This window comes from Thiomonas arsenitoxydans (assembly GCF_000253115.1).
Lineage (GTDB): Bacteria > Pseudomonadota > Gammaproteobacteria > Burkholderiales > Burkholderiaceae_C > Thiomonas > Thiomonas arsenitoxydans.
The window spans coordinates 2,363,644-2,382,336 of the sequence record NC_014145.1; the positions used below are offsets into that span (position 1 = coordinate 2,363,644).

Consider the following 18,693-nt stretch of genomic DNA (forward strand, 5'->3'; position numbering starts at 1 on the left):
ATGACTTCTGAAATGCTCTATGCCCTGCGCGACGTCGCCGGGGTTCCGTCTCACCCCATCGTCTTTCTGGTGCTGGGCGTGCTGACCTTTGCGCTGCATATCGCGGCGGTACAGGTCATGCTCGGCGGCACGGCGCTGGTGCTCGCCAACGCCTTCAGCCGCAACCCCATGCGCCGCCGCCTGGCCGCGGCCATGACCACCACCGCCAAGATCGCCGTCTCGGTGGCCGTGGTGCTCGGCGTGGCGCCGCTGCTGTTCGTGCAGGTGACCTATGACCCGTTTTGGTACACCAGCAATGTGCTGTCGGCCTGGTGGGTGGTGGGCTTTATCGTGCTGCTCATTGCCGGCTATATGGCGCTGTACTTTTTCTACAGTCGCAATCATCACCTCGACGACCCTCAGCACGACACGCGCTCGGGCTGGAGCCTGGTGGCCGCGCTGGCGCTGTTTCTGGTCGTGGGCTTCATCATGCATGTGCTCACCCAGCAAATGCTCAGCCCCGAGAAGTGGATGAGCTGGTACGCACCGGGCGGGGTGATCGAGCCGCGCGGCCGCACGCTGCACGACTACAACCTGTGGCGCTTCGGCTTTTTCATCGCCCTGGCCGCACCGGTGACGGGGGCTTGGTTGTTCGCCTATCGCCGCTACCTCAGCGCGGGGCAACTGGCCGAAGCGAACTACCTCCAGTGGGTCGGCGCCCTCGCCAGCAAGATGCTCAATGTCGGCGGGGTGATCGCCCTGGTGTTTCTCGGCGGCTGGATGGCCACCCTGCCTGCCAACATCGCCGGGTTTGCCACCTCGCCCATCGTGCTGCTCAGCGTGGCATTGCTGCTGCTCACCGTGGCGCTGCCCACGGTGCTGGGCCAGCGCACGCTGCACACCTCGCTCGGCTACGCCCCCTTCGCCCTCGGCGCAGTGGCGCTGATTGCCGTGGCGGCACTGCGCGAAGTGCTGCGCTGGACGGTGCTCAAGGGCATACACGGCTATGACGTGTTCACCTACCCCGTGCACCTCGACTGGTACAGCAACGTGCTGTTCTTCTCTACCTTCGCCCTCATTGGCGGCAGCACCCTGGCTTACTTTCTCACCATTGCCTGGAAGGTGGGGCAGACGCCCAAGGGCCAAATCTACACCCCATCGGCCGCCATCGACCGCATCGGCACGGTTTCAATGTGGCTGGTCGGCCTCTGGATCGTTCAGTTCTTCGTGGTCGGCTTCGTCGTCTGGGCGCGATAAGGATTTCGTATGCGACTTCATCACCTCACCCTCGTCCTGATCGGGCTCGTGTTCGCCATCGGCCTGCTCGGCGCGAATGCTCCCGCTTTTGCCGCGCCAGCCGCACCTGCAGCGGTCGGTACACCAGCCGCCGCAACCCTGCCGCCCGGGCCCAAAGCACCGCCCAGCGGCGCCGCCATGGCGCAAACCTGCGCCGGTTGCCACGGCACGGACGGACGGCTACACGCTGCCGCCTTCATGCCCCTGGCTGGCATGCCCAAAGCGCAGTTGGCGCAGGCCATGCGCGATTTCCGCGATGGCAAGCGCCCCTCCACGCTGATGGGCCATGTGGCGCAGGGCTTCAGCAATGGCGAAATCGACGCCATGGCGAGCTACTTCGCCGCCGTCAAACCCGAATAAGAGGCACTCCATGAACTCTCGTCGTCAATTTCTGCTCGCCAGTGCCACGGCATTGGGCGCTGTTGCCTTCCCCGCCATCGCCCGCGCCGGTCAGGCGTCTGCTCGCATCGTCATCGTCGGCGGTGGCGTGGGTGGCGCCACGGCGGCCAAATACCTCAAGCTGGCCGATCCCAGCCTGCAGGTCACGGTGATCGAAAAAAACCCGGTCTATATCCGCCCTTACGGATCGAGCGAGGTGCTCAACGCGCACGTCACGATGCAAGACCTGCGGGTGAGCTATGACGCGCTGCGGCACAAGCATGGCGTGGCCTTCGTGTTCGATGCCGCCAAAAGTCTCGACCCGGTGAACAAAACCGTCACCACGGCCAGCGGCAAGGTTTTGGGCTACGACAAACTCATCGTCTCGTCCGGCATCAAGCTGCGCTACGACAGCCTGCCCGGCTACAGCGAACAGTTGGCCGACAGCCAAGTGCCCAGCGGCTGGATTGCCGGGGCGCAGACCGCCCTGCTGGCCAAGCAGTTGCAGAGCATGCGCGACGGCGGCACCTTCGTGCTGGCCGCACCGCCCAACCCCTACCGCTGCCCGCCCGGCCCCTACGAGCGCGCCGCGCTCATGACGGAGTGGTTCAGCAAACACAACCCGCGCGCCAAGGTCATCATCGCCGACCCGAAGGACAGCTTTGTCACCGACGAAACCGCCTTGCTCGGCTGGAACCGGCTCTATGGTTTCCAGCCGCCGCAGGAGTACCGCACCAAGCTCGCGGCCAAACTCCAGCCCTCCACCCAACCCTGCGCGCTGGAGTGGATTCAGGCCAAGGCCGGCGGCACCCCGCATCGTCTGGACGCCAAGACCATGACCCTGCACACTGCGGGCGGCGCCATCAAAGCCGACGTGATCAACATCATCCCGGCCATGGTCGCCGGGCAGATCGCGTTCGACTTCGGCCTCACCAACGACAGCGGCTTTTGCCCGGTGCACCGCACCACGTTTGAATCGACCTTGCACAAAGACGTGTACGTGATCGGCGATTCCAGCATCGCCGATGTCATGCCCAAGTCGGGCTTCTCGGCCAACACCCAGGCCAAATGGGTGGCCCGGGTCATTACCGACGGTCTGGCGGGACGAGACCCCGGCACGCCCGTCTGGGAGAACACCTGCTACGCCCTGGCCGGCAAAGACTACGGTCTGTTCGTCGCCGACGTATTCAAGATCAAGGAAGACGGCAAGATCGGCCGCGTCAACAAAGCCCGCTACCTGCCGCTCGACGCCACGCCCGCGCAAATCCGCCTGTCCGCCGTCTATCAGCAAGCCTGGATTCAGGCCTTCACTCAGGACATCTTCGCATGATCACCGCCGCATTCCCCACTGCGTGGCGCACACTCGCCCTGGCCGCCGCGCTTCTCGCCAGCTCCCTTGCGCAAGCCAGCGAACACAACAAACCCGCGCCCAAGCCCTGGAGCCCCGTCACCCTGCAAACCGCGTTGGGCGATCTGCCCACAGGCAATGCCGCCGCGGGCAAGGCCGTGCACGATTCCATGATGTGCGCCTCTTGCCACGGCGCCGCTGGCAATGCCGCAACGATGAACTGGCCCAGCGTCGCCGGCCAGCGCTACGACTACACCGCCAAGATGCTGCTCGACTATCGCAGCGGCCTGCGCTTTGAGGACGAACGCGCCGGGCTGATGACCAGCATCGCCCGCCTGATGACCCCGCAACAGATCGCGGATGTCTCCGCCTACTACGCCAGCCTGCCCAAGCCCGTGGCGCCGCAGGCCCAGGCCGCCCTCGCAGCGCCCCTAACCGCCGCAGAGCACAAGCGGGTGGAGCAACTCGTGCGCAAAGGCGACGCCAACCGCCTCATCACCGCCTGCGCGTCGTGCCACGGCCTGCACGGCGAAGGCAAGGGCACGACGCCAGCCATCGCGGGTCAGACGACCGACTACTTCATCCGCACCATGCGTCTGTATCACAACGGCGAGCGCCAAAACGATGTGTACAAAGGCATGAGCCAGTTCAGCCAGCGCCTGAGCGACGCCGATACCTTGCTCATTGCGCGCTACTACGCCAGCCAGGGGCAAAGCCAAACCGCGAAAGCGGATTGACGGGCGGACTGAGCTGGTAATACCCCTTAGGCCGCAGCCGGTTCACGGCGCCTGGGTAGGGTCCAGGGCCGCGGCGCGCGCCTTGGCGATTTCAGCCGCCGTGCTGCGATACGCCTCGGGGTGCGGCTGGCCGAGGCGCAACGCGACCTCGATCGCCCCCTGCGCCGCCTTCCAGTCTCCCGCAGCGAGCAAGGCCTGCGCGAGGTTGTTCATCGGATCGCCGTCGGAAGGGTTCGCTCTTGCTGCCTCGGCGAAATGAATCGCAGCCCGCGGATAGTCCTTGCGCGCATAAGCCAGATTGCCCAGCCCCATCATGGCAATCCACGCCTTGGGCCAGCGCTTGAGCGCCGCCTCGTAAGCGGTGCGTGCCGCCTCAGGCGCCACGCCTTCGAGCGGGGCCACGGCGCGCAAATACGTCAATTCATCAATTCCAGGCGGAAACTGCCCCGGCTCGACGGCAATGAACGCCCATCTCCCGCCTGCAGCCCAAGACCGATCAAACTGCTCGATGGAAAGCTGCAGATCACGGGCCGTACTGGAACGCAGAGTCACGCGATCGCCCGGCAAGTCATACGCCACCAGCACGGCATAGTGCCAATCGCGCGCACCCAGCCCGACCTTCTGCAACACCACCACCGGAAAACCGGCAGCCACCTGCTCGAACACAGCGCCGAGCTTGGGAGGTAGAACGACAGGAATGCGCCCTGCCCGGCGCGACGCCCCGAGCAGATCGAATTGCAGGCTTCCTTCCAGACCCGGCGTGAACACCTGCGGGATCAACTGCTTCGGCGTGGTGCGCACCCCGCTGAAGACCAGCACAGAGGCCAGCGAAGCCGGTCCGCAGTAGTGACTGTCATCCGAAAAAAACGGCACTCCAGCCACATTCGCGGAGGCTGGCAAGCCAGCGGGCTCATCCACCAAGCGCCCCTGTTGAAATTGCAGCGGCGCCGTCGAAAAGACCCCAGGCGGCAAGGCGGCGCAACCGCCCAGCAACAGACTGAGCGCAAGAGTCAGTTGCGATGCGACGCGCAGGCGACGACCCGTCATGCACACCCCATCAAAGCGCCAGCACGACCAGAATCGCCACCAGCAGAATGATCACCATTTCCTGAAAACCGAGCGCGCCTGCGGCCGGCATGCTGTTGATCCTGCCAGCCAGCTGCGCCACTTCGGCATTGCTCAGCGCCGCCAGGCGTTGCTGCGTCACCTCTTGGCTCAACCCCATTTGCTCCAGCTTGGCCTGCACATCGGCCCGCGCCATGAAATGGTCAAGCGTCGACCGATCCGCGGCCAGCGTTGCCGCGTCCTGGCCGGACTGCGGCTGGGTGAGCTGCTGCGTGCCAATCAGTTCGGCACGCGCGGCGGGGGCAGCGGCCATCAGGCTCAGGCCCAATGCAGCCACCAGGAATTGACGGGAAATACGAGAAGGAAACATTCGTCGGCCCTTTCAATAAGTGAATTTTTCCAGACTCAACCGCCCGGAAACTGGGAATGTTGGCAGGCGACCAAGTTTAATCGCCTCCGGGTCGATTACCCACCGAACGCAATCAATGCGCCGATAAAAATCAGAAAAATCGAGAACACCCGTTTGAGCGCGTCGCCCGAAATGCGATGCGCCACGCGTACTCCATACGGTGCAAGCACCATCGAAGCGACAGCAGTCGCCGCAGCCGCAGGCAAAAAAACATAGCCAAACGCCCCTGGCGGAAGGGGATGGGCGGGCGCATGAACCGAGATCATGTAACTCAGCGCGCTGGACAGGGCGATGGCCAAGCCGCAAACCGTACTCGTCGCCACCGCCTTGACCGGCTGAACGCCCAGAGCCACCAACAAGGGCACCGTCATCGAACCTCCGCCGATCCCCACGACGGAGGACACAGCCCCGATGCCCACACCTGCCGGCAACAACCAGGGTGAACGCGGAATGTGCTCCTGACCTGGCACTGTCTTTTTGCGTTTACCAGCTGCCATCTGTACCGCCATAACGGCACAGAACCCGGCAATGACATAGCGCAGGACTGGGCCGCTGAGCATCTGCGCCAAATGCGCCCCGATGAAACCCCCGATCACCATACCTGGCGCCAGCCAGCGCCAACTCGGCCACAGCACGCCGCCGCGTCGGATATGCGCCGTGGCAGAGGAAATAAAGGTAAGCACGATACTGGCCATCGACGTCGCCACGGCCACATGAATGACCTCATCGGCTGGAATGCCCAAGGCGGGCAGCGCGAAGCTGAGTGCCGCCACCAGCAGCAAGCCGCCCCCGATGCCCAGCAATCCGCCCAGAAAACCTGCAGAGGCTCCGGCCAACAGAAAAATCGCAATGGAAAGCCACATCATCATTTCTCTTCGAGCGCCAATAACCCCTGGCAGCCTAACTGCTCAGGCCGGGTTCTGCCGCGAAGCAACCGACATGATCCCCACAAAAAAGCCCGCAGACCGTACAGCCTGCGGGCTCGAATGTGCAAGAGGGATCAGTCTTTGCGTTCGGGATGCAGCAAGCGCTCCATGCCGATGAGCTTCATCATGTATTTTTCGTAAATCGGCTCGGAGTTGCCCTTCTTCATCTTGCGGATGAAGTATTTTTCAAACGCGATCTTCGCCAAGTGCACCCACTTGCCTTCGCCGAACCAGTTGACGTTGCGTGGCGGAATCTGCGGAATGGCCACGAACGCCGCGCCGGTATTGCCGAAGTCGGCCAGGCAGATGGCCTGCCAGGTGCCGCGGTGCGAGGGTTGTTTGCCCGCGAGTTCCTCCTCGAGGTTGTGCACGATGGCCGTGACCATCGACTCGATCATGTAACCCGTTTTGGGCACGCCGCAGGCAACCGGCGTCGGGCCGGTCGGTGGAATGGCGATGCACACGCCAGCGGAGTAGATGTTCTTGTATTTCGGGCTGCGCTGATGTTGATCGACGATGACAAAGCCGCGCGGGTTGCACAGCCCCTCCACCGCAGCCACCGCGTCCACACCCTTGAAAGCGGGCAGCATCATGGAGTGCTTGAACGGCAGTTCGTGCTGTTTGACCAGATTGCCCTGCATGTCGAGTTCATCCACGAACATCTTGCCGTCTTCCACCTTGGTGGTCTTGGCATTGGTGATCCAGCGGATGTCATGGCTGCGGAAGGCGCTTTCCATGATGCCCTTGGAGTCGCCCACGCCATCCAGCCCCAGATGGCCGATGTAGGGCTCGGAAGTCACGTAAGTGATGGGCACCTTGTTGCGGATTTTTTTCTTGCGCAGCGCGGTGTCGAGCACCATGGTGTATTCGTAGGCCGGGCCGAAGCAGCTCGCTCCCGGCATTGCGCCCACAATCACCGGCCCCGGATTGGCCACCAGCTTTTCATAGTCGGCATAGCACTTTTCAGCATGGTCGATACTGCAGATCGAGTTGGTATACCCGCCATGCGGGCCGGAACCCGGCACCTCCTCGAAAGACAGCTTCGGCCCGGTGGTGATGATGAGATAGTCGTAATTGACCTTGGCACCGTCCTGCAGGGTCAAGGTATTGCTCTCCGGCTCGATCTTGGTTACCGACTTGGCGATGAAGTCGATCCCCTTTCGCTCCAGATACGGCTTGATCGCAAAGATCACCTCGTCTCGACTGCGCCAGCCCACGGCCACCCAGGGGTTGGAGGGCACAAACTGGAAATAGTCCACGGCATTGATGACCGTGATCTTGTGTGCTTTGCCGAGCGCTTCACGCGCTTCATAGGCGGCGGGCATGCCGCCAATGCCGGCGCCCAATACAACGATATGTGCCATACCCTGGTCTCCTGATGTGCAAGTGAGTGCCCGAATGCGCTCGGGCGGCGTTCAACAAATTCGGCCCCATCCAGCGGCAAGCGAGGGTTCGACTCCTGCAAAACAGTCAGCCTGTTGGTTGAGGATGAGAACCCGCAGCGGTACTGAACGTCACCGCTTCGCCAGCGAGTCTTTGCCTAGGTATTCAAGCATATCTATACAGCCCCTTTCATCTCGGGGATTCCTGTCACGCCCACCAAAAAAGCTTGATTAAACGCAAATTCAATGAGGCCGCATCAGTGTTAGTCCTAGTCTGGAAAAACCCTAATACTCCCGGAAGCATAATGAAATCTTTCCTATACTTGATTTGAGACAAGCTGATCGTTCGATCAGCACGCGGCCACACGCACGGATGTCGCCGCATCACCCCTGGAGGAAGCCTACTCATGCGCAATACACCTCGTCCACTCTGGAACCCCTACGTTGCCGGGGTTTTGTTGGGTTTGGGACTACTGGCCACGTTTCTAGTCACCGGAAATGGTTATGGCGTGACCGGTGCAACCACCCTGGCGACTGCAGCCGTAGCGGGCAAGGTCGATCCCAATACCGTTGCCGCCCACACCTATCTCCACAACCTGTTTGAAGTCGGTCTGAATCGCTGGGTCGTCTGGGAAGTCGTTGGCTTGGCCATCGGCGGCTTGATTGGCAGCGTATTGGCGGGCCGCTTCAAGCTGCAAATCGACGGCCCCACTCAAGCAGGGCGCAGCCTGCGACTCGTCCTCGCAGTCATTGGCGGCATCGCAGCAGGTTTTGGCGCTCGTCTCGCCCTGGGTTGCACCAGCGGCATGGGGCTCTCGGGCTCCGCAACGCTGGCCGCTGCGGGCTTCTTGTTCCTGATCGGATTTTTCATTGCTGGCGCCGTGTTCGGCCAACTCACGAAAGGACTCTGGAAATGAGCTTCCCTCTTGGATACACCGGCCCCGTATCGGGCATCATCCTCGGCCTGATTTTCGGCTACATCCTTGAAAACGCCGGCTTCGGCAGCGGTTGCAAACTCACCGCCCAGTTGCGCTTCAAGGACTGGGCCGTGTTCAAGGTTATGTTCACCGCCATTCTCGTGTCGGCCGGCGGCCTCTATCTGCTGCAAGGCCTTGGCGTGATTGCTGTCGACAATATGTTCGTGCCCTCGGTCTTCCTTTGGGGTAGTTCGCTGGGCGGCGTGCTGATTGGCGTCGGCATGGCCGTCGGCGGTTACTGTCCAGGCACGTCCATCGTGGCCTTGTTCTCCGGCAAGTTGGACGGCTTGATTTTTCTGCTGGGCATCGGCATCGGCACCCTGGGTTTCAACTCTGTGTTCAGTTCCATCGAGGGCTGGGCCTGGAAGCAGGTCGGCCCAGATGGACTGACCTTGCCGCAGTTGCTGCACCTTCCTGCCTGGGCTGTCTGGGGTCTGCTGTTCGCCGTGCTTGTAATTGTGGGCTACCTCACCCGAACCAATGCCTCTGCGCGCAAGACCAGCAACAAATCTTCCGGCTCGTTTGCACCGCAAAACAGCTAAATCGCATTGCGCTGTCAGCGCATGGCCCTGCACGCACGTTGATAGTGCGCAGGGCCGCAAGCAGTTGCCCTGGATTTTTTTCAACCACTCATCAGGAGTTCTACATGGCTAAAGCCCGCATCAAACTCTCGCAAGCCCTTCCCGCCCTGGCCCTTGCTGCGGCTGTAATCGCGCCCATGCCGCAGGCCCTGTCTAGCCTGTCCGCCACCGGCGTTGCGCAGGCTGCGAGCAATCCCTGCGCACCAAGCAATCCTTGCGCTCCGTCCAAGAAGATGGACAAAAAAATGGAAAAGAAGAGCAGCAATCCTTGCGCTCCTTCCAAGAGTAGCAATCCTTGCGCTCCGTCCAAATAAGCTGACTTGAACACATGGCGCAGTCTCTGCACTGCGTCATGTTTATCCATGCTCCAGTCCTCTTCCCTGTTGTCTGGCCACGCGCCCAAAGGTCGACGCTTTACCGCCGATCTTTTGCGCGCATTGCCTCCGCAAGAGCGAAGCGATCTGTATGCCTACGGTCTCAAGGCGCTTGAAGCCACGCAGTCGCTGCTGCAACAGGGCAAAACGGTGATCTCCGAAATCATTGGGAATGCCGCGTATGTCGAGTGGGAGCACTATCCGCAGCGCGATGCAAAAAGCCGCACCGGGGCTTTGTTTTATTACCACGCCCATGCAGCGAGCCAACGAATGTCGGCAGAGCATGGTCACTTCCATGTCTTTGCACCCAACGACCGTGCCGAGTGCCCGTCCGACCAGCGCTACACACATATCGCGGGCTTGTCGGTCGATGCGCGTGGCATGCCACTGCGCGTATTCACGACCAACCAATGGGTCACAGCCGAATGCTGGGAAGATGCCGAGCGCGTCTGCACCCTGGCGCGCCAGACCACGCTCAAAGATGCCAAGCCGCACAGGGTCGGGCAGTGGCTGGATGCCGTGTTTGCCTTTTTTCGGCCGCAGATCGATCTGATCGCCCACATGCGCGACGCGCGCGTCAAGGCGCTGCTGGCCCGCGGGCGCACCCAGTTGCTCGAAGACCGACGCACGCATATCCTGAGCCAGTGCCGTATTGATTTTTCGACGCAGATTTTTGCGTTGGAGGAGTTGGGCGCAGATGCGCCCTGAGTAGGTAGAGTCGGGCGGGTACACGCCCTGAAATGCAGTTACACCAATCCAAACGAGGAGCCAACATGAAACTGAAACACCTGATCGGCATGAGCATCATCGCTGTAGCCGCGGCGCAAACCGCCGGTGCAGCCACGCTGCCCGGCCCGCTGGTCACCCCCCAATGGCTGAATGCCAATAAAGACGCGGTCACCATTATCGACATCCGTGACGAGCCCAAGACCTTCACCGAAGCGCCGAAATTCGAGGTCGACCCCAAGACCAAGGTCAAGACCCTGGTGAAAACGGGCGGGCACATCGAAGGCGCCATTCCGGTGGACTTCGGCAAGATCCGCCAAGAACGCACGGTGGACGGCGTCAAGATCAAGGCCCAGCTGCCGACCGCCGAGTACTTCACCAAGGTCATGGACGACTCGGGCCTGAACAAGACCGACAAGCCCATCGTGATCGTGCCCACCGGCGAGAGCGTCGACTCCATGGACATGGCCACCCGCCTGTACTTCCAGCTGCGCTACTTCGGTGAGCCGCGCGACAAACTCGCCATCCTCAACGGCGGGGTCAACGCCTGGATTCAGGCCGGCTATCCCGTCTCGACCGACAAGGTAACGCCGACCAAGGGCAACTGGGCTGCCGGCGCTGAAGACAAGGCCATTCTGGCCTCGATGCAGCAAGTCAAGGAAGGTCTGCAAGGGGGCAAGGATCAGTTCATCGATGCCCGCCCGACTGCCCAGTTCCTGGGCATTGTGAAAAAGCCGATCAACAAGACCGCCGGTCACCTGCCGGGTGCGCGCTCCTTCCCGACTGACGCCATCGTCAAGCCGGTCGGCGCCGCGCATGAATTCATGAGCGCCGACGATTACAAGAAGATCTACGCCGAGTTCAACATCCAGCCCGACGCGCAGACCATCACCTACTGCAACACCGGCCACCTGGCCTCTGGTGCCTGGTTCGTCTCCCACGAGATTCTGGGCAACAAGAACTCCAAGCTCTACACCGGCTCGATGATCGAGTGGACCAACCTCGGCAATCCGACGGTCGGCCTGCCACAGTAAAGCAAAGCAGCAGCCAGCCGCCCTGTGCGGCTGTCATGACGACGCCCGGGCCTGCCCCGGGCGTCGTCGTTTTAATCCCCCGCGTTCGGGCGGGATAAACAGCTTGATGGATTCGCCCCCCTCTCAGCGCAGTGCGCCCATTCGAGGGGGATGCCCGTGATTCCCGAGGCAGACGTGAGATATTTCACAGGCAAACTCACCACAAAACCGATCAAATGAGGGCTTGAACCTCCTACACTGCCCATCCACAATTCCGTCGTTTTCATCCTTTCTCCGACATTACAGAGGTCGAGCATGTTGATCCGCAATTCCCGATTCAGTCTTTGGCGCATGGCCGCCGCCTCTATGGCAGCCCTCCTGCTTGGCGCCTGCGCCGCGAACAACTACCCGCCCGCGCCGGAAAAAATCACCCAGGGCGCCTATCACTACAAGGTGGGCGCTGGCGACACGCTCAATATCAACGTCTGGCGTAACCCGGATTTGTCTATGTCCATACAGGTCCGTCCGGACGGCAAAATCTCTACTCCGCTGGCGCCTGACGTTCAGGCGGCCGGCAAGACGCCGGGCGAAATCGGCCAGGAAATCGAGGCGCGGCTGTCGAAGTATGTCCGCGATCCGGTGGTGTCCGTGGTCGTGACCGGGTTTCATGGACCGTACAGCCAGCAGATCCGTATCGTCGGTCAGGCCGTGCGCCCCATCGCCATTCCCTACCGCGAAAACATGACCTTGCTCGACGTAATGATCGCCGCCGGTGGCCTGACCGAGTTTGCCGATGGCAATGCCGCTGTGCTGGAGCGCCATGGCAAAACCTACAGCATCAAGCTGGGCAACCTGCTCAAGCGCGGTGAAATGTCGGCCAACGTCCCGGTGGAGCCGGGCGATGTCATCATCATCCCGCAGAGCATGTTCTGACCTTGCCTGTCCTTTCATTCACCCCATCCGAATCCCGCCCCATGCAGACCTCTAGCCGCAAAGTCTTGTTCGCGCTGACCCCGCTGGCCTTTTGTCTTCTGCAGGCGGGATCGGCTTGTGCGCAAGCCATTCCCGGGCTCAATCTCGCCGTGCCCGGCGGTGGGGCACTGCCTCAGCAGCTCGAAGGCGGCGAAACGCAGGGTGGGCTGCTGACACCGCTGGGAACGGCCAGTGCACCGCTCCCAGCGCGTGGCAACTTCGTCCAGCCCTCTGTGGGCATGTCGGTCGTGCAGACCAGCAATGTCTATTTCGGCTCGAACAACCCCGCGCGCTCCGACACCATCGTGAGCGTCACCCCGGGCATTGCGTTTCAAACCCTCGGGCCCGACTTGCGCACTTTCGGCAACTTTGCGCTCAATGCCCAGTATTACGCTCGCAGTAGCTACAGCAACACGGTCCTGCCCTCTGGCACTTTGGGCCTGAATGCCAGGCTGGTCGATCAATGGCTGTATTTCGATGCCGGTATCAACTCGCAACAAAACGCGTTGCTCACCATCCCGGCTCAATCCACCGGCACCGCGACCTACACCACCACCCAATACAGCCTCAGCCCATACATCGACCATCGTTTCAACGATGATCTCCGATTGCGGGCGCGCAGCGAAAACGTCTGGACCCGCATCAGCGGCAATCAAACCGGCGCCGCTTTGAGCAACGGCCGCTATGGGAAGCAGAGCATCCGCCTAGATCGACGTCCCACCCCCCTGGGCTGGGGCCTCGATGCCAAACAAGAGGAAACGGTTTACACCGACAGCGGATCGCTTGCCGTGCGTGACGAAATCGCGCGTGCCCGGGTTCTTTATGCCTTCACGCCGCATTTTGAAGGCGGACTGATTGGCGGCTATGAGCATTACTCCACGGGCTATGCAAGCCTGGGGCACAGCATCTACGGCGCGCAGCTCAACTGGCGACCCAATGTCTTCACCCGCTTCGACGGCGTGGTGGAGCGGCGGTTTTTCGGCACGGGCTGGGATATCAGCGCCTCGCAGCAGATTCAGCGCCTGAGTCTGCGCCTGAACTGGAACCGGGCGCCCTCGTCCTACCTCGCTTCGCTGCAGACCATTCCGTCGGGGGTGAGTTTGTCCACCCTGCTGGGTGGCATGCTCGCCTCGCAGTACCCCGACCCTGCCGCTCGTGCGCAGGCGGTGCAAAACCTGCTGGCCGTCACCGGTCTGCCCGCCACCCTGCCCAACGCTGTCAACTATTACACCCAGTCTGCCACCCTGCAAGACACCCTGACCTTGACCGGGGTCTTGCTCGCGCAGCGCAACAGTTACACCGTCTCGGTGTTTCACACCAAAACGCAAGACCTGATCCTGCCCGGCTCACCCCCTTTGAACAATCTGCTGCTCGCCTCGGCTGACTATGTTCAAAACGGTATCGGCCTGAGCTACGGACGGCGCCTCACCCCGGTGATGAGTCTGAACGTCGGCCTGCTACGTGCTTTGAGCACAGGGTTTGGTCCCAATGAAGGGGTCAGCACCCGCCAGACCACATTCATCGTGCAACTCAGTCGGCGCCTTTCCCCGCAGACCATCCTGGTTCTCGGCGCACGCAGGCAACTGCTCGATACCGCCAATAGCGGCATCCTCAGCGCAAACGAATCGGCGGTTTATGCCGGTGTCACCCATCAGTTTTGAATCAGGCTCATGTACGCAGCGCACTTCGGCCTGAGCGCCCCGCCCTTCCAGCTCAACCCAGACCCCAGCTTTCTGTTCGAGAGCAAGGGACACAACTACGCCCACCAATATCTGCGCTTTGGCGCGATGCAGGGCGAAGGGTTCATCATCGTCACGGGAGAAATCGGCGCGGGCAAAACCACCCTGGTGCGCGCGCTTCTCAATGAGCTTGATCCGACCAAGGTCGCCGCGGCCCAGATCGTCAGCACCCAACTCGAAGCCGAAGATTTACTGCGCGCGGTGGCCAACGCCTTTGGCGTGCCGTCCAAAAACGCGTCCAAGGCCGAGTTGCTGGCCGCGCTCGAAGCGCATTTCACCACCCTGATGCTGCAGAACCGTCGTGCCCTGCTGGTCATCGACGAAGCGCAGAACCTGAATGCGGCGGCCATTGAAGAGTTGCGCATGTTGTCCAACTTCCAGTATGGCAACCGCGCGCTGCTGCAAAGCTATCTCGTCGGGCAACCTGAACTGCGCGAGGTGTTGCGCGCACCCAATCTGGAGCAACTGCGTCAGCGCATCATCGCCAGTTGCCACATCGGCCCGATGGACTCGGACGAAACCCGCGCCTACATCATCCACCGCCTCAAGCGAGTCGGCTGGACGGGGCGCCCGCAATTCGACGATGCCGCTTTCGCTTCGGTACACGACTGGACGGGCGGGTTGCCGCGGCGCATCAATATGTTGTGCAACCGCCTGCTGCTCTCGGCCTTTCTCGACAACACCGACCAGATCGACGCTGCGCGCGTCGACACCGTGGCCCGCGAAATTCGCGAGGAGATCGGCGGCCTGCTGCGCCCTGCCGATCCAACCGAACCGCAGGCCCCCACCATCACCGCGCCGGTACAGCGAACCGCTCCCGCCGCACCTGAGCCGCCCATCCAGACGGACACCGCTTCGAGTCTGCCCGTTTTGCGCGATGTCGCCGAAGCCCTCACCCGCGCACCTGCGCCACCCAAACCGGGCGAGCCCGGCCCGCTGCTCTGCATCGCCCAAACCCTGGAAGATCGCATCGCCCTGCACCCGCTGATGCAAAAAATGCGGGCCTATTCCGGCTTGCCCCAACCCGTGCTGGTCGGGCTGGAACAACTGTCTTCTTCCGCCATCGCCAACGACCCGGCACTGGCCGAAATCGATCTCGCCCTGCTGCCTGACGCGCAGGATGAGCGGCCCAGTCTTGCGGTCTGGGTGAATTGGCTCGATCAGATTTTCACCACCTACCGACCCGCCGCGGTGCTCACGTTCGCAGACAGCGATGCCGCCCTTGCGGCCGGCCTGATGGCCCAGCGCCAAAAGATCTCGCATGCGCATATCGAGTCCGGCCTGCGTCATGGCCAGCGTGCCGATGCGCAAGAAATCGACCGCATCGTCATTGATCAACTGACCGATCTGCATCTGACCCTGGGGACGGGCTGCGCCGATACGCTGACGCATGACGGCATTCCTCCCGCATCCATCCGCGTGGTGGGCAACCTGCGGATCGATGCCGTCGTGCAGGGCCTGGCCAGTGCACCAGACCCCAAGCTGTTCGCCACGGAAATCGGGGTGCCCAAGACCTATCTCTCCAACCCCCAGGGCTATGCGCTGCTGCTGCTCGAAGACGCTGAGTGGGCCACTTCGCGCGACAAGATGATCGACATGCTGGCCAACGCCAAGCGCCTGAGCCGCATCCTTCCTGTCATCTGGCCGATGCCGACCGCCCTGCACAGCCGCCTGCTGCAATACGGTTTGAGCAACTCCCTGCGAGGTTCGCGCGTGGCCTGCGTGCCCGAACAGCCTTTCGGGCAGACGCTGGCCCTACTCAGCAAGGCCACCTGCCTATTGACAGACCGCGCCAATCTGCAGGATGCCAGCTCCTATCTCGCCGTCCCCTGCCTGACCCTGAAAGACTACTGCGCGCGCACCCAAACCCTCAAGCAGGGCAGCAACCAGCTCGTCGGGCGAGATTTCCGTCGCATCTTCCAGGCCATGGGTGACATTCTGGAAGGCGACAAAAAAGCCCGTCCCAACCCGTTCGAGGACGATGGCAAAGCCTCCGAGCGCATCGCTCAGGCGCTTGAAACCTGGCTGATGACTCAGTGGGAAAACCAGGTGCTCGAAACCCTGGAGACCCAGGCATGACGCACATAACGCCACGAGTCCACAGCCGCACTTCACTCTGAAAAGCCACATCATGAACGATTTACTACGTCCCTTGTTCAACCTCCTGCCCGGCATGTGGGACAGGCGCTGGATCGGACTGCTCACCGCGTGGGTCATCATGGCGCTGGGCGGTATCGGCGTGGCCATGTTCCACGAGCGCTATATGGCGTCAGCGCGCGTTTATGTGGACACGCAAACCCTGCTCAAACCGCTGATGCAAGGCCTGACCGTGCAGCCCAATATCGACGATCAGGTCGCGATGGTGGCCCGCACCTTGCTCGCCCGCCCCAATCTGGAGCGGCTGGTGCGTGAAAAACATCTCGCGGTCGATGATGGTCAGCCCGAATCGGTCAACCGCACCGTCGATCAACTGCTCAAGAGCATCAAGCTCGGCATCAACGCGCGGGAGAATCTCTACAGCGTCAGCTATGTCAACAGCGATCCGCAGGTTGCGCTCGGCGTCGTCAAAGATCTGGTGAACATGTTCCTCACCTCGGGCATTGGCGGCAAGCAGCAAGACACCCAGCAGGCGCTCAACTTTCTCGATGCCCAGGTCGCCGACTATGGCCGCCAGCTCAGTGCCGCCGAACAAAAGCTCAAAGACTTCAAGACCCAGCATCCCGGCTATTCCGGTGCGGCGAATGTCGACTACTACACCCGAGTCAACCAGGCCTCCGACCAACTCTCCCAGCTTCAGGGCCAGCTCAGCGCCGCGATTGCCGCGCGCAATGCCATCAGCGGCCAGATGCGCGGCGAATCTCCCACCATCAGCGTGACATCGCCCTATATGGCTGCCGCCGCTGGCCCCGCGGCGCCCGGCGTTCCTGCGTCCGTGCTCGATGTGGACCGGCGCATTCAGGAGCAGCGCGCGCGGCTCGACGATCTATTGCAGCGCTACACCAACGATTATCCCGATGTCATTTCTGCGCGCCAAACCCTGGCCCGGCTGGAAGCGGAAAGAAAATCACGCTTGAAGGCCGCCGCGGAACATCCCGCGCAAGCCGCTGAACAAGCGCCGATGGCTGCCAACACCATCAGCACCGCCAACCCGGCCTACCAGCAGCTGCGCGTGCAGGTCGCACAGGCCGACGCCAACGTGGCCTCGCTTCAAGCCCAGGTGGGCGAGGCTCAGGCACGGTTGGCCGAGCTGCGCAGTCAGGCCAACAAAATGCCCGCGCTCGACCAGCAATATGCCGAACTCATGCGCGGCTACGACGTGATTCGCAAGAGCTACGACGATCTGGTGGCGCGACGTCAGTCTGCCGGGCTGACGCAAAGCGTCGATGCTTCTTCGCAGCTTGCCGTGTTCCGCGTGGTCGATCCCCCGCGTGTGGAGCAGCGTCCGCTGTTCCCGAGCAAGCCCATGCTCATCGCTCTGCTGGTGTTTTTTGCACTGGCCTGCGGAGTGGCGGCAAGTTTCATCGTCTCGCAGATCATGCCGACCTATCACAGCCCGCGCCACCTGCGCGAAACCATCGACCGCCCCGTGCTCGGCAGCATCTCCCTGCTGAACTCGCCCGAAATTCTCAGCCACGACAAACGGAACAATATCAATCTCGCGCTGGGTATCGCCGGACTCGTGCTGATCGGGCTGCTCTGGGCCATCTGGGCCCATTTCACGCGGCAGCCCGGCGTTTAAGGAAACACCATGAGCACCATTGAACAAGCCGTCAAGCGTCTCGAGGAACTCCGCACCGCCGGAGTCGATGTCCTCTGGAAGCCCGAATCCGCCGCTGAAGTCGCCCCAACTGCGCCCTCGCCCTCACCTTTTGCAACCGCGCCCGCTGGCGCCGCGAGTACGCAACCCCATACCGCCCCAACCCAGCCGACCGAGGCCGCCAAACACACGGCGAAGCCACAAGACATGGGCACGCGCTCGAAGCAGGTCGAGATCGACCTGAACAAGCTGGCGGCTCAGGGCTATATCGTGCCGCACGCCACCCGCTCGCTGCTGGTCGATGAGTTCCGCGTAGTCAAGCGGCCGCTGCTTGCCAACGTCACCGGGGCCGCCTCGGCCAAGATCGACCGGCCCAATCTCATCATGGTCACCAGCTCGCTGCCGGGCGAAGGCAAGACCTTCGTGGCGGCCAACCTCGCCATGAGCATCGCCGCCGAGCTGAACCACACGGTGCTGCTGGTCGACGCCGATCCTTCGCGCAGCAGCCTGCTCGAACGCCTGGGCATTCCCCCGGCGCAGGGTTTGATCGACAAACTGCTCAACCCCGAGCTAGATCTGTCCGATCTCATCCTCGCGACCAACGTCCCCAAGCTCGCCGTGCTGCCCGTGGGCACACCCAACGCGCAAGCCACCGAGCTGTTTGCCAGCGCCACCATGGACCTGCTGCTCGAAGAAATGGCGCACCGCTACCGCGACCGCGTCATCATTCTCGACGCACCGCCGCTGCTGCCCTCCGCCGAAGCACGCGCGCTGTCGTTGCACGCCGGGCAGATTCTTTTCGTCGTACAAGCCGGGCGCACCCATCAAGGCACGGTGCAGCAGTCACTCAGTCTGCTGCAAGATCATCCCATGGTCTTCACCCTGCTCAACCAGAGCCGCGGGCCAAAGGCCGGGTCGCCCTACGGGTACTACGCCTATTGATCGCTCGCGATATCCTGCACCGCGCCCCAAGACTCCCTCAGGTCTTGGGGCGTTTTTTTGACCTTCTTTTTTGCCTTTCAGGTGGAAAATTC

Annotated in this window: 18 protein-coding genes; 13 read left to right on the top strand and 5 right to left on the bottom strand. The window is 62.1% G+C overall.

Features of this window, described 5'->3' with window-relative positions:
- From THI_RS11020 to THI_RS11035, 4 genes are read left to right on the top strand one after another with little or no spacing between them, the layout of a single operon-like run.
- Entirely contained in the window at positions 1 to 1,236 is a 1,236-nt protein-coding gene (locus THI_RS11020; protein WP_013106327.1) for a hypothetical protein, read from the top strand.
- Between the two features lie 9 nt (positions 1,237 to 1,245).
- The gene (locus THI_RS11025) at positions 1,246 to 1,635 is read left to right on the top strand and encodes a c-type cytochrome (protein ID WP_013106328.1); all 390 of its coding nucleotides are present in this window, start codon (positions 1,246 to 1,248) and stop codon (positions 1,633 to 1,635) included.
- Positions 1,636 to 1,645: 10 nt separating this feature from the next.
- A complete protein-coding gene (locus THI_RS11030) occupies positions 1,646 to 2,983 on the top strand; it encodes an FCSD flavin-binding domain-containing protein (protein WP_013106329.1) in 1,338 nt (445 codons plus the stop codon).
- Positions 2,980 to 3,738, top strand: a complete 759-nt coding sequence (locus THI_RS11035) for a c-type cytochrome (RefSeq protein WP_013106330.1) — start codon at positions 2,980 to 2,982, stop codon at positions 3,736 to 3,738. The genes THI_RS11030 and THI_RS11035 overlap by 4 nt, the downstream gene beginning before the upstream one ends.
- Positions 3,739 to 3,780: 42 nt before the next feature.
- Here THI_RS11035 and THI_RS11040 read toward each other — a convergent pair whose 3' ends face one another.
- The 4 genes from THI_RS11040 to THI_RS11055 all read right to left on the bottom strand — a co-directional run bounded on the left by THI_RS11040 (position 3,781) and on the right by THI_RS11055 (position 7,502).
- The gene (locus tag THI_RS11040) at positions 3,781 to 4,785 is read right to left on the bottom strand and encodes a PA2778 family cysteine peptidase (RefSeq protein ID WP_013106331.1); all 1,005 of its coding nucleotides are present in this window, start codon (positions 4,783 to 4,785) and stop codon (positions 3,781 to 3,783) included.
- Positions 4,786 to 4,795: 10 nt separating this feature from the next.
- Entirely contained in the window at positions 4,796 to 5,173 is a 378-nt protein-coding gene (locus THI_RS11045; RefSeq protein WP_013106332.1) for a PA2779 family protein, read from the bottom strand.
- A 95-nt stretch (positions 5,174 to 5,268) separates the two neighbouring features.
- Positions 5,269 to 6,075 (bottom strand): sulfite exporter TauE/SafE family protein, encoded by an 807-nt coding sequence (locus THI_RS11050; RefSeq protein ID WP_013123654.1) that lies wholly within the window; start codon positions 6,073 to 6,075, stop codon positions 5,269 to 5,271.
- Positions 6,076 to 6,212: 137 nt separating this feature from the next.
- Complete coding sequence (locus tag THI_RS11055; protein WP_013106334.1) at positions 6,213 to 7,502, bottom strand: NAD(P)/FAD-dependent oxidoreductase; 1,290 nt, start codon at positions 7,500 to 7,502, stop codon at positions 6,213 to 6,215.
- Between the two features lie 425 nt (positions 7,503 to 7,927).
- Between THI_RS11055 and THI_RS11060 the strand changes: the two genes are divergently transcribed.
- Both THI_RS11060 and THI_RS11065 read left to right on the top strand, forming a co-directional pair.
- Positions 7,928 to 8,437: a YeeE/YedE thiosulfate transporter family protein gene (locus THI_RS11060; RefSeq protein ID WP_013106335.1), complete on the top strand. Its 510-nt coding sequence runs from the start codon at positions 7,928 to 7,930 to the stop codon at positions 8,435 to 8,437.
- Positions 8,434 to 9,039, top strand: coding sequence for a YeeE/YedE thiosulfate transporter family protein (locus THI_RS11065; protein ID WP_013106336.1), 606 nt, complete (start codon positions 8,434 to 8,436; stop codon positions 9,037 to 9,039). The genes THI_RS11060 and THI_RS11065 overlap by 4 nt, the downstream gene beginning before the upstream one ends.
- A 100-nt stretch (positions 9,040 to 9,139) precedes the next feature.
- On the opposite strand, the gene THI_RS19375 is transcribed toward THI_RS11065, so the two are convergent.
- Complete coding sequence (locus THI_RS19375) at positions 9,140 to 9,442, bottom strand: hypothetical protein (RefSeq protein ID WP_041608443.1); 303 nt, start codon at positions 9,440 to 9,442, stop codon at positions 9,140 to 9,142.
- Between THI_RS19375 and THI_RS11075 the strand changes: the two genes are divergently transcribed.
- From THI_RS11075 to THI_RS11105, 7 genes are all read left to right on the top strand, one after another.
- Positions 9,441 to 10,160, top strand: coding sequence for a DUF6969 family protein (locus tag THI_RS11075; protein ID WP_013106338.1), 720 nt, complete (start codon positions 9,441 to 9,443; stop codon positions 10,158 to 10,160). The two genes, THI_RS19375 and THI_RS11075, sit on opposite strands and share 2 nt — an antisense overlap.
- Positions 10,161 to 10,225: 65 nt before the next feature.
- Positions 10,226 to 11,212 carry a sulfurtransferase gene (locus THI_RS11080; RefSeq protein WP_013106339.1) on the top strand — a complete coding sequence of 329 codons (987 nt, stop codon included), beginning with the start codon at positions 10,226 to 10,228 and terminating at the stop codon, positions 11,210 to 11,212.
- A gap of 294 nt (positions 11,213 to 11,506) precedes the next feature.
- A complete protein-coding gene (locus THI_RS11085) occupies positions 11,507 to 12,124 on the top strand; it encodes an XrtA/PEP-CTERM system exopolysaccharide export protein (RefSeq protein ID WP_013106340.1) in 618 nt (205 codons plus the stop codon).
- Between the two features lie 41 nt (positions 12,125 to 12,165).
- Positions 12,166 to 13,824, top strand: a complete 1,659-nt coding sequence (locus tag THI_RS11090; RefSeq protein WP_013106341.1) for a TIGR03016 family PEP-CTERM system-associated outer membrane protein — start codon at positions 12,166 to 12,168, stop codon at positions 13,822 to 13,824.
- Between the two features lie 9 nt (positions 13,825 to 13,833).
- A complete protein-coding gene (locus THI_RS11095; protein ID WP_013106342.1) occupies positions 13,834 to 15,981 on the top strand; it encodes an XrtA/PEP-CTERM system-associated ATPase in 2,148 nt (715 codons plus the stop codon).
- 52 nt (positions 15,982 to 16,033) lie between these two features.
- Positions 16,034 to 17,641 (top strand): XrtA system polysaccharide chain length determinant, encoded by a 1,608-nt coding sequence (locus THI_RS11100; protein ID WP_013106343.1) that lies wholly within the window; start codon positions 16,034 to 16,036, stop codon positions 17,639 to 17,641.
- A gap of 9 nt (positions 17,642 to 17,650) precedes the next feature.
- Positions 17,651 to 18,601 carry an XrtA-associated tyrosine autokinase gene (locus tag THI_RS11105; RefSeq protein ID WP_013106344.1) on the top strand — a complete coding sequence of 317 codons (951 nt, stop codon included), beginning with the start codon at positions 17,651 to 17,653 and terminating at the stop codon, positions 18,599 to 18,601.
- The last annotated feature ends 92 nt before the right edge of the window (positions 18,602 to 18,693 follow it).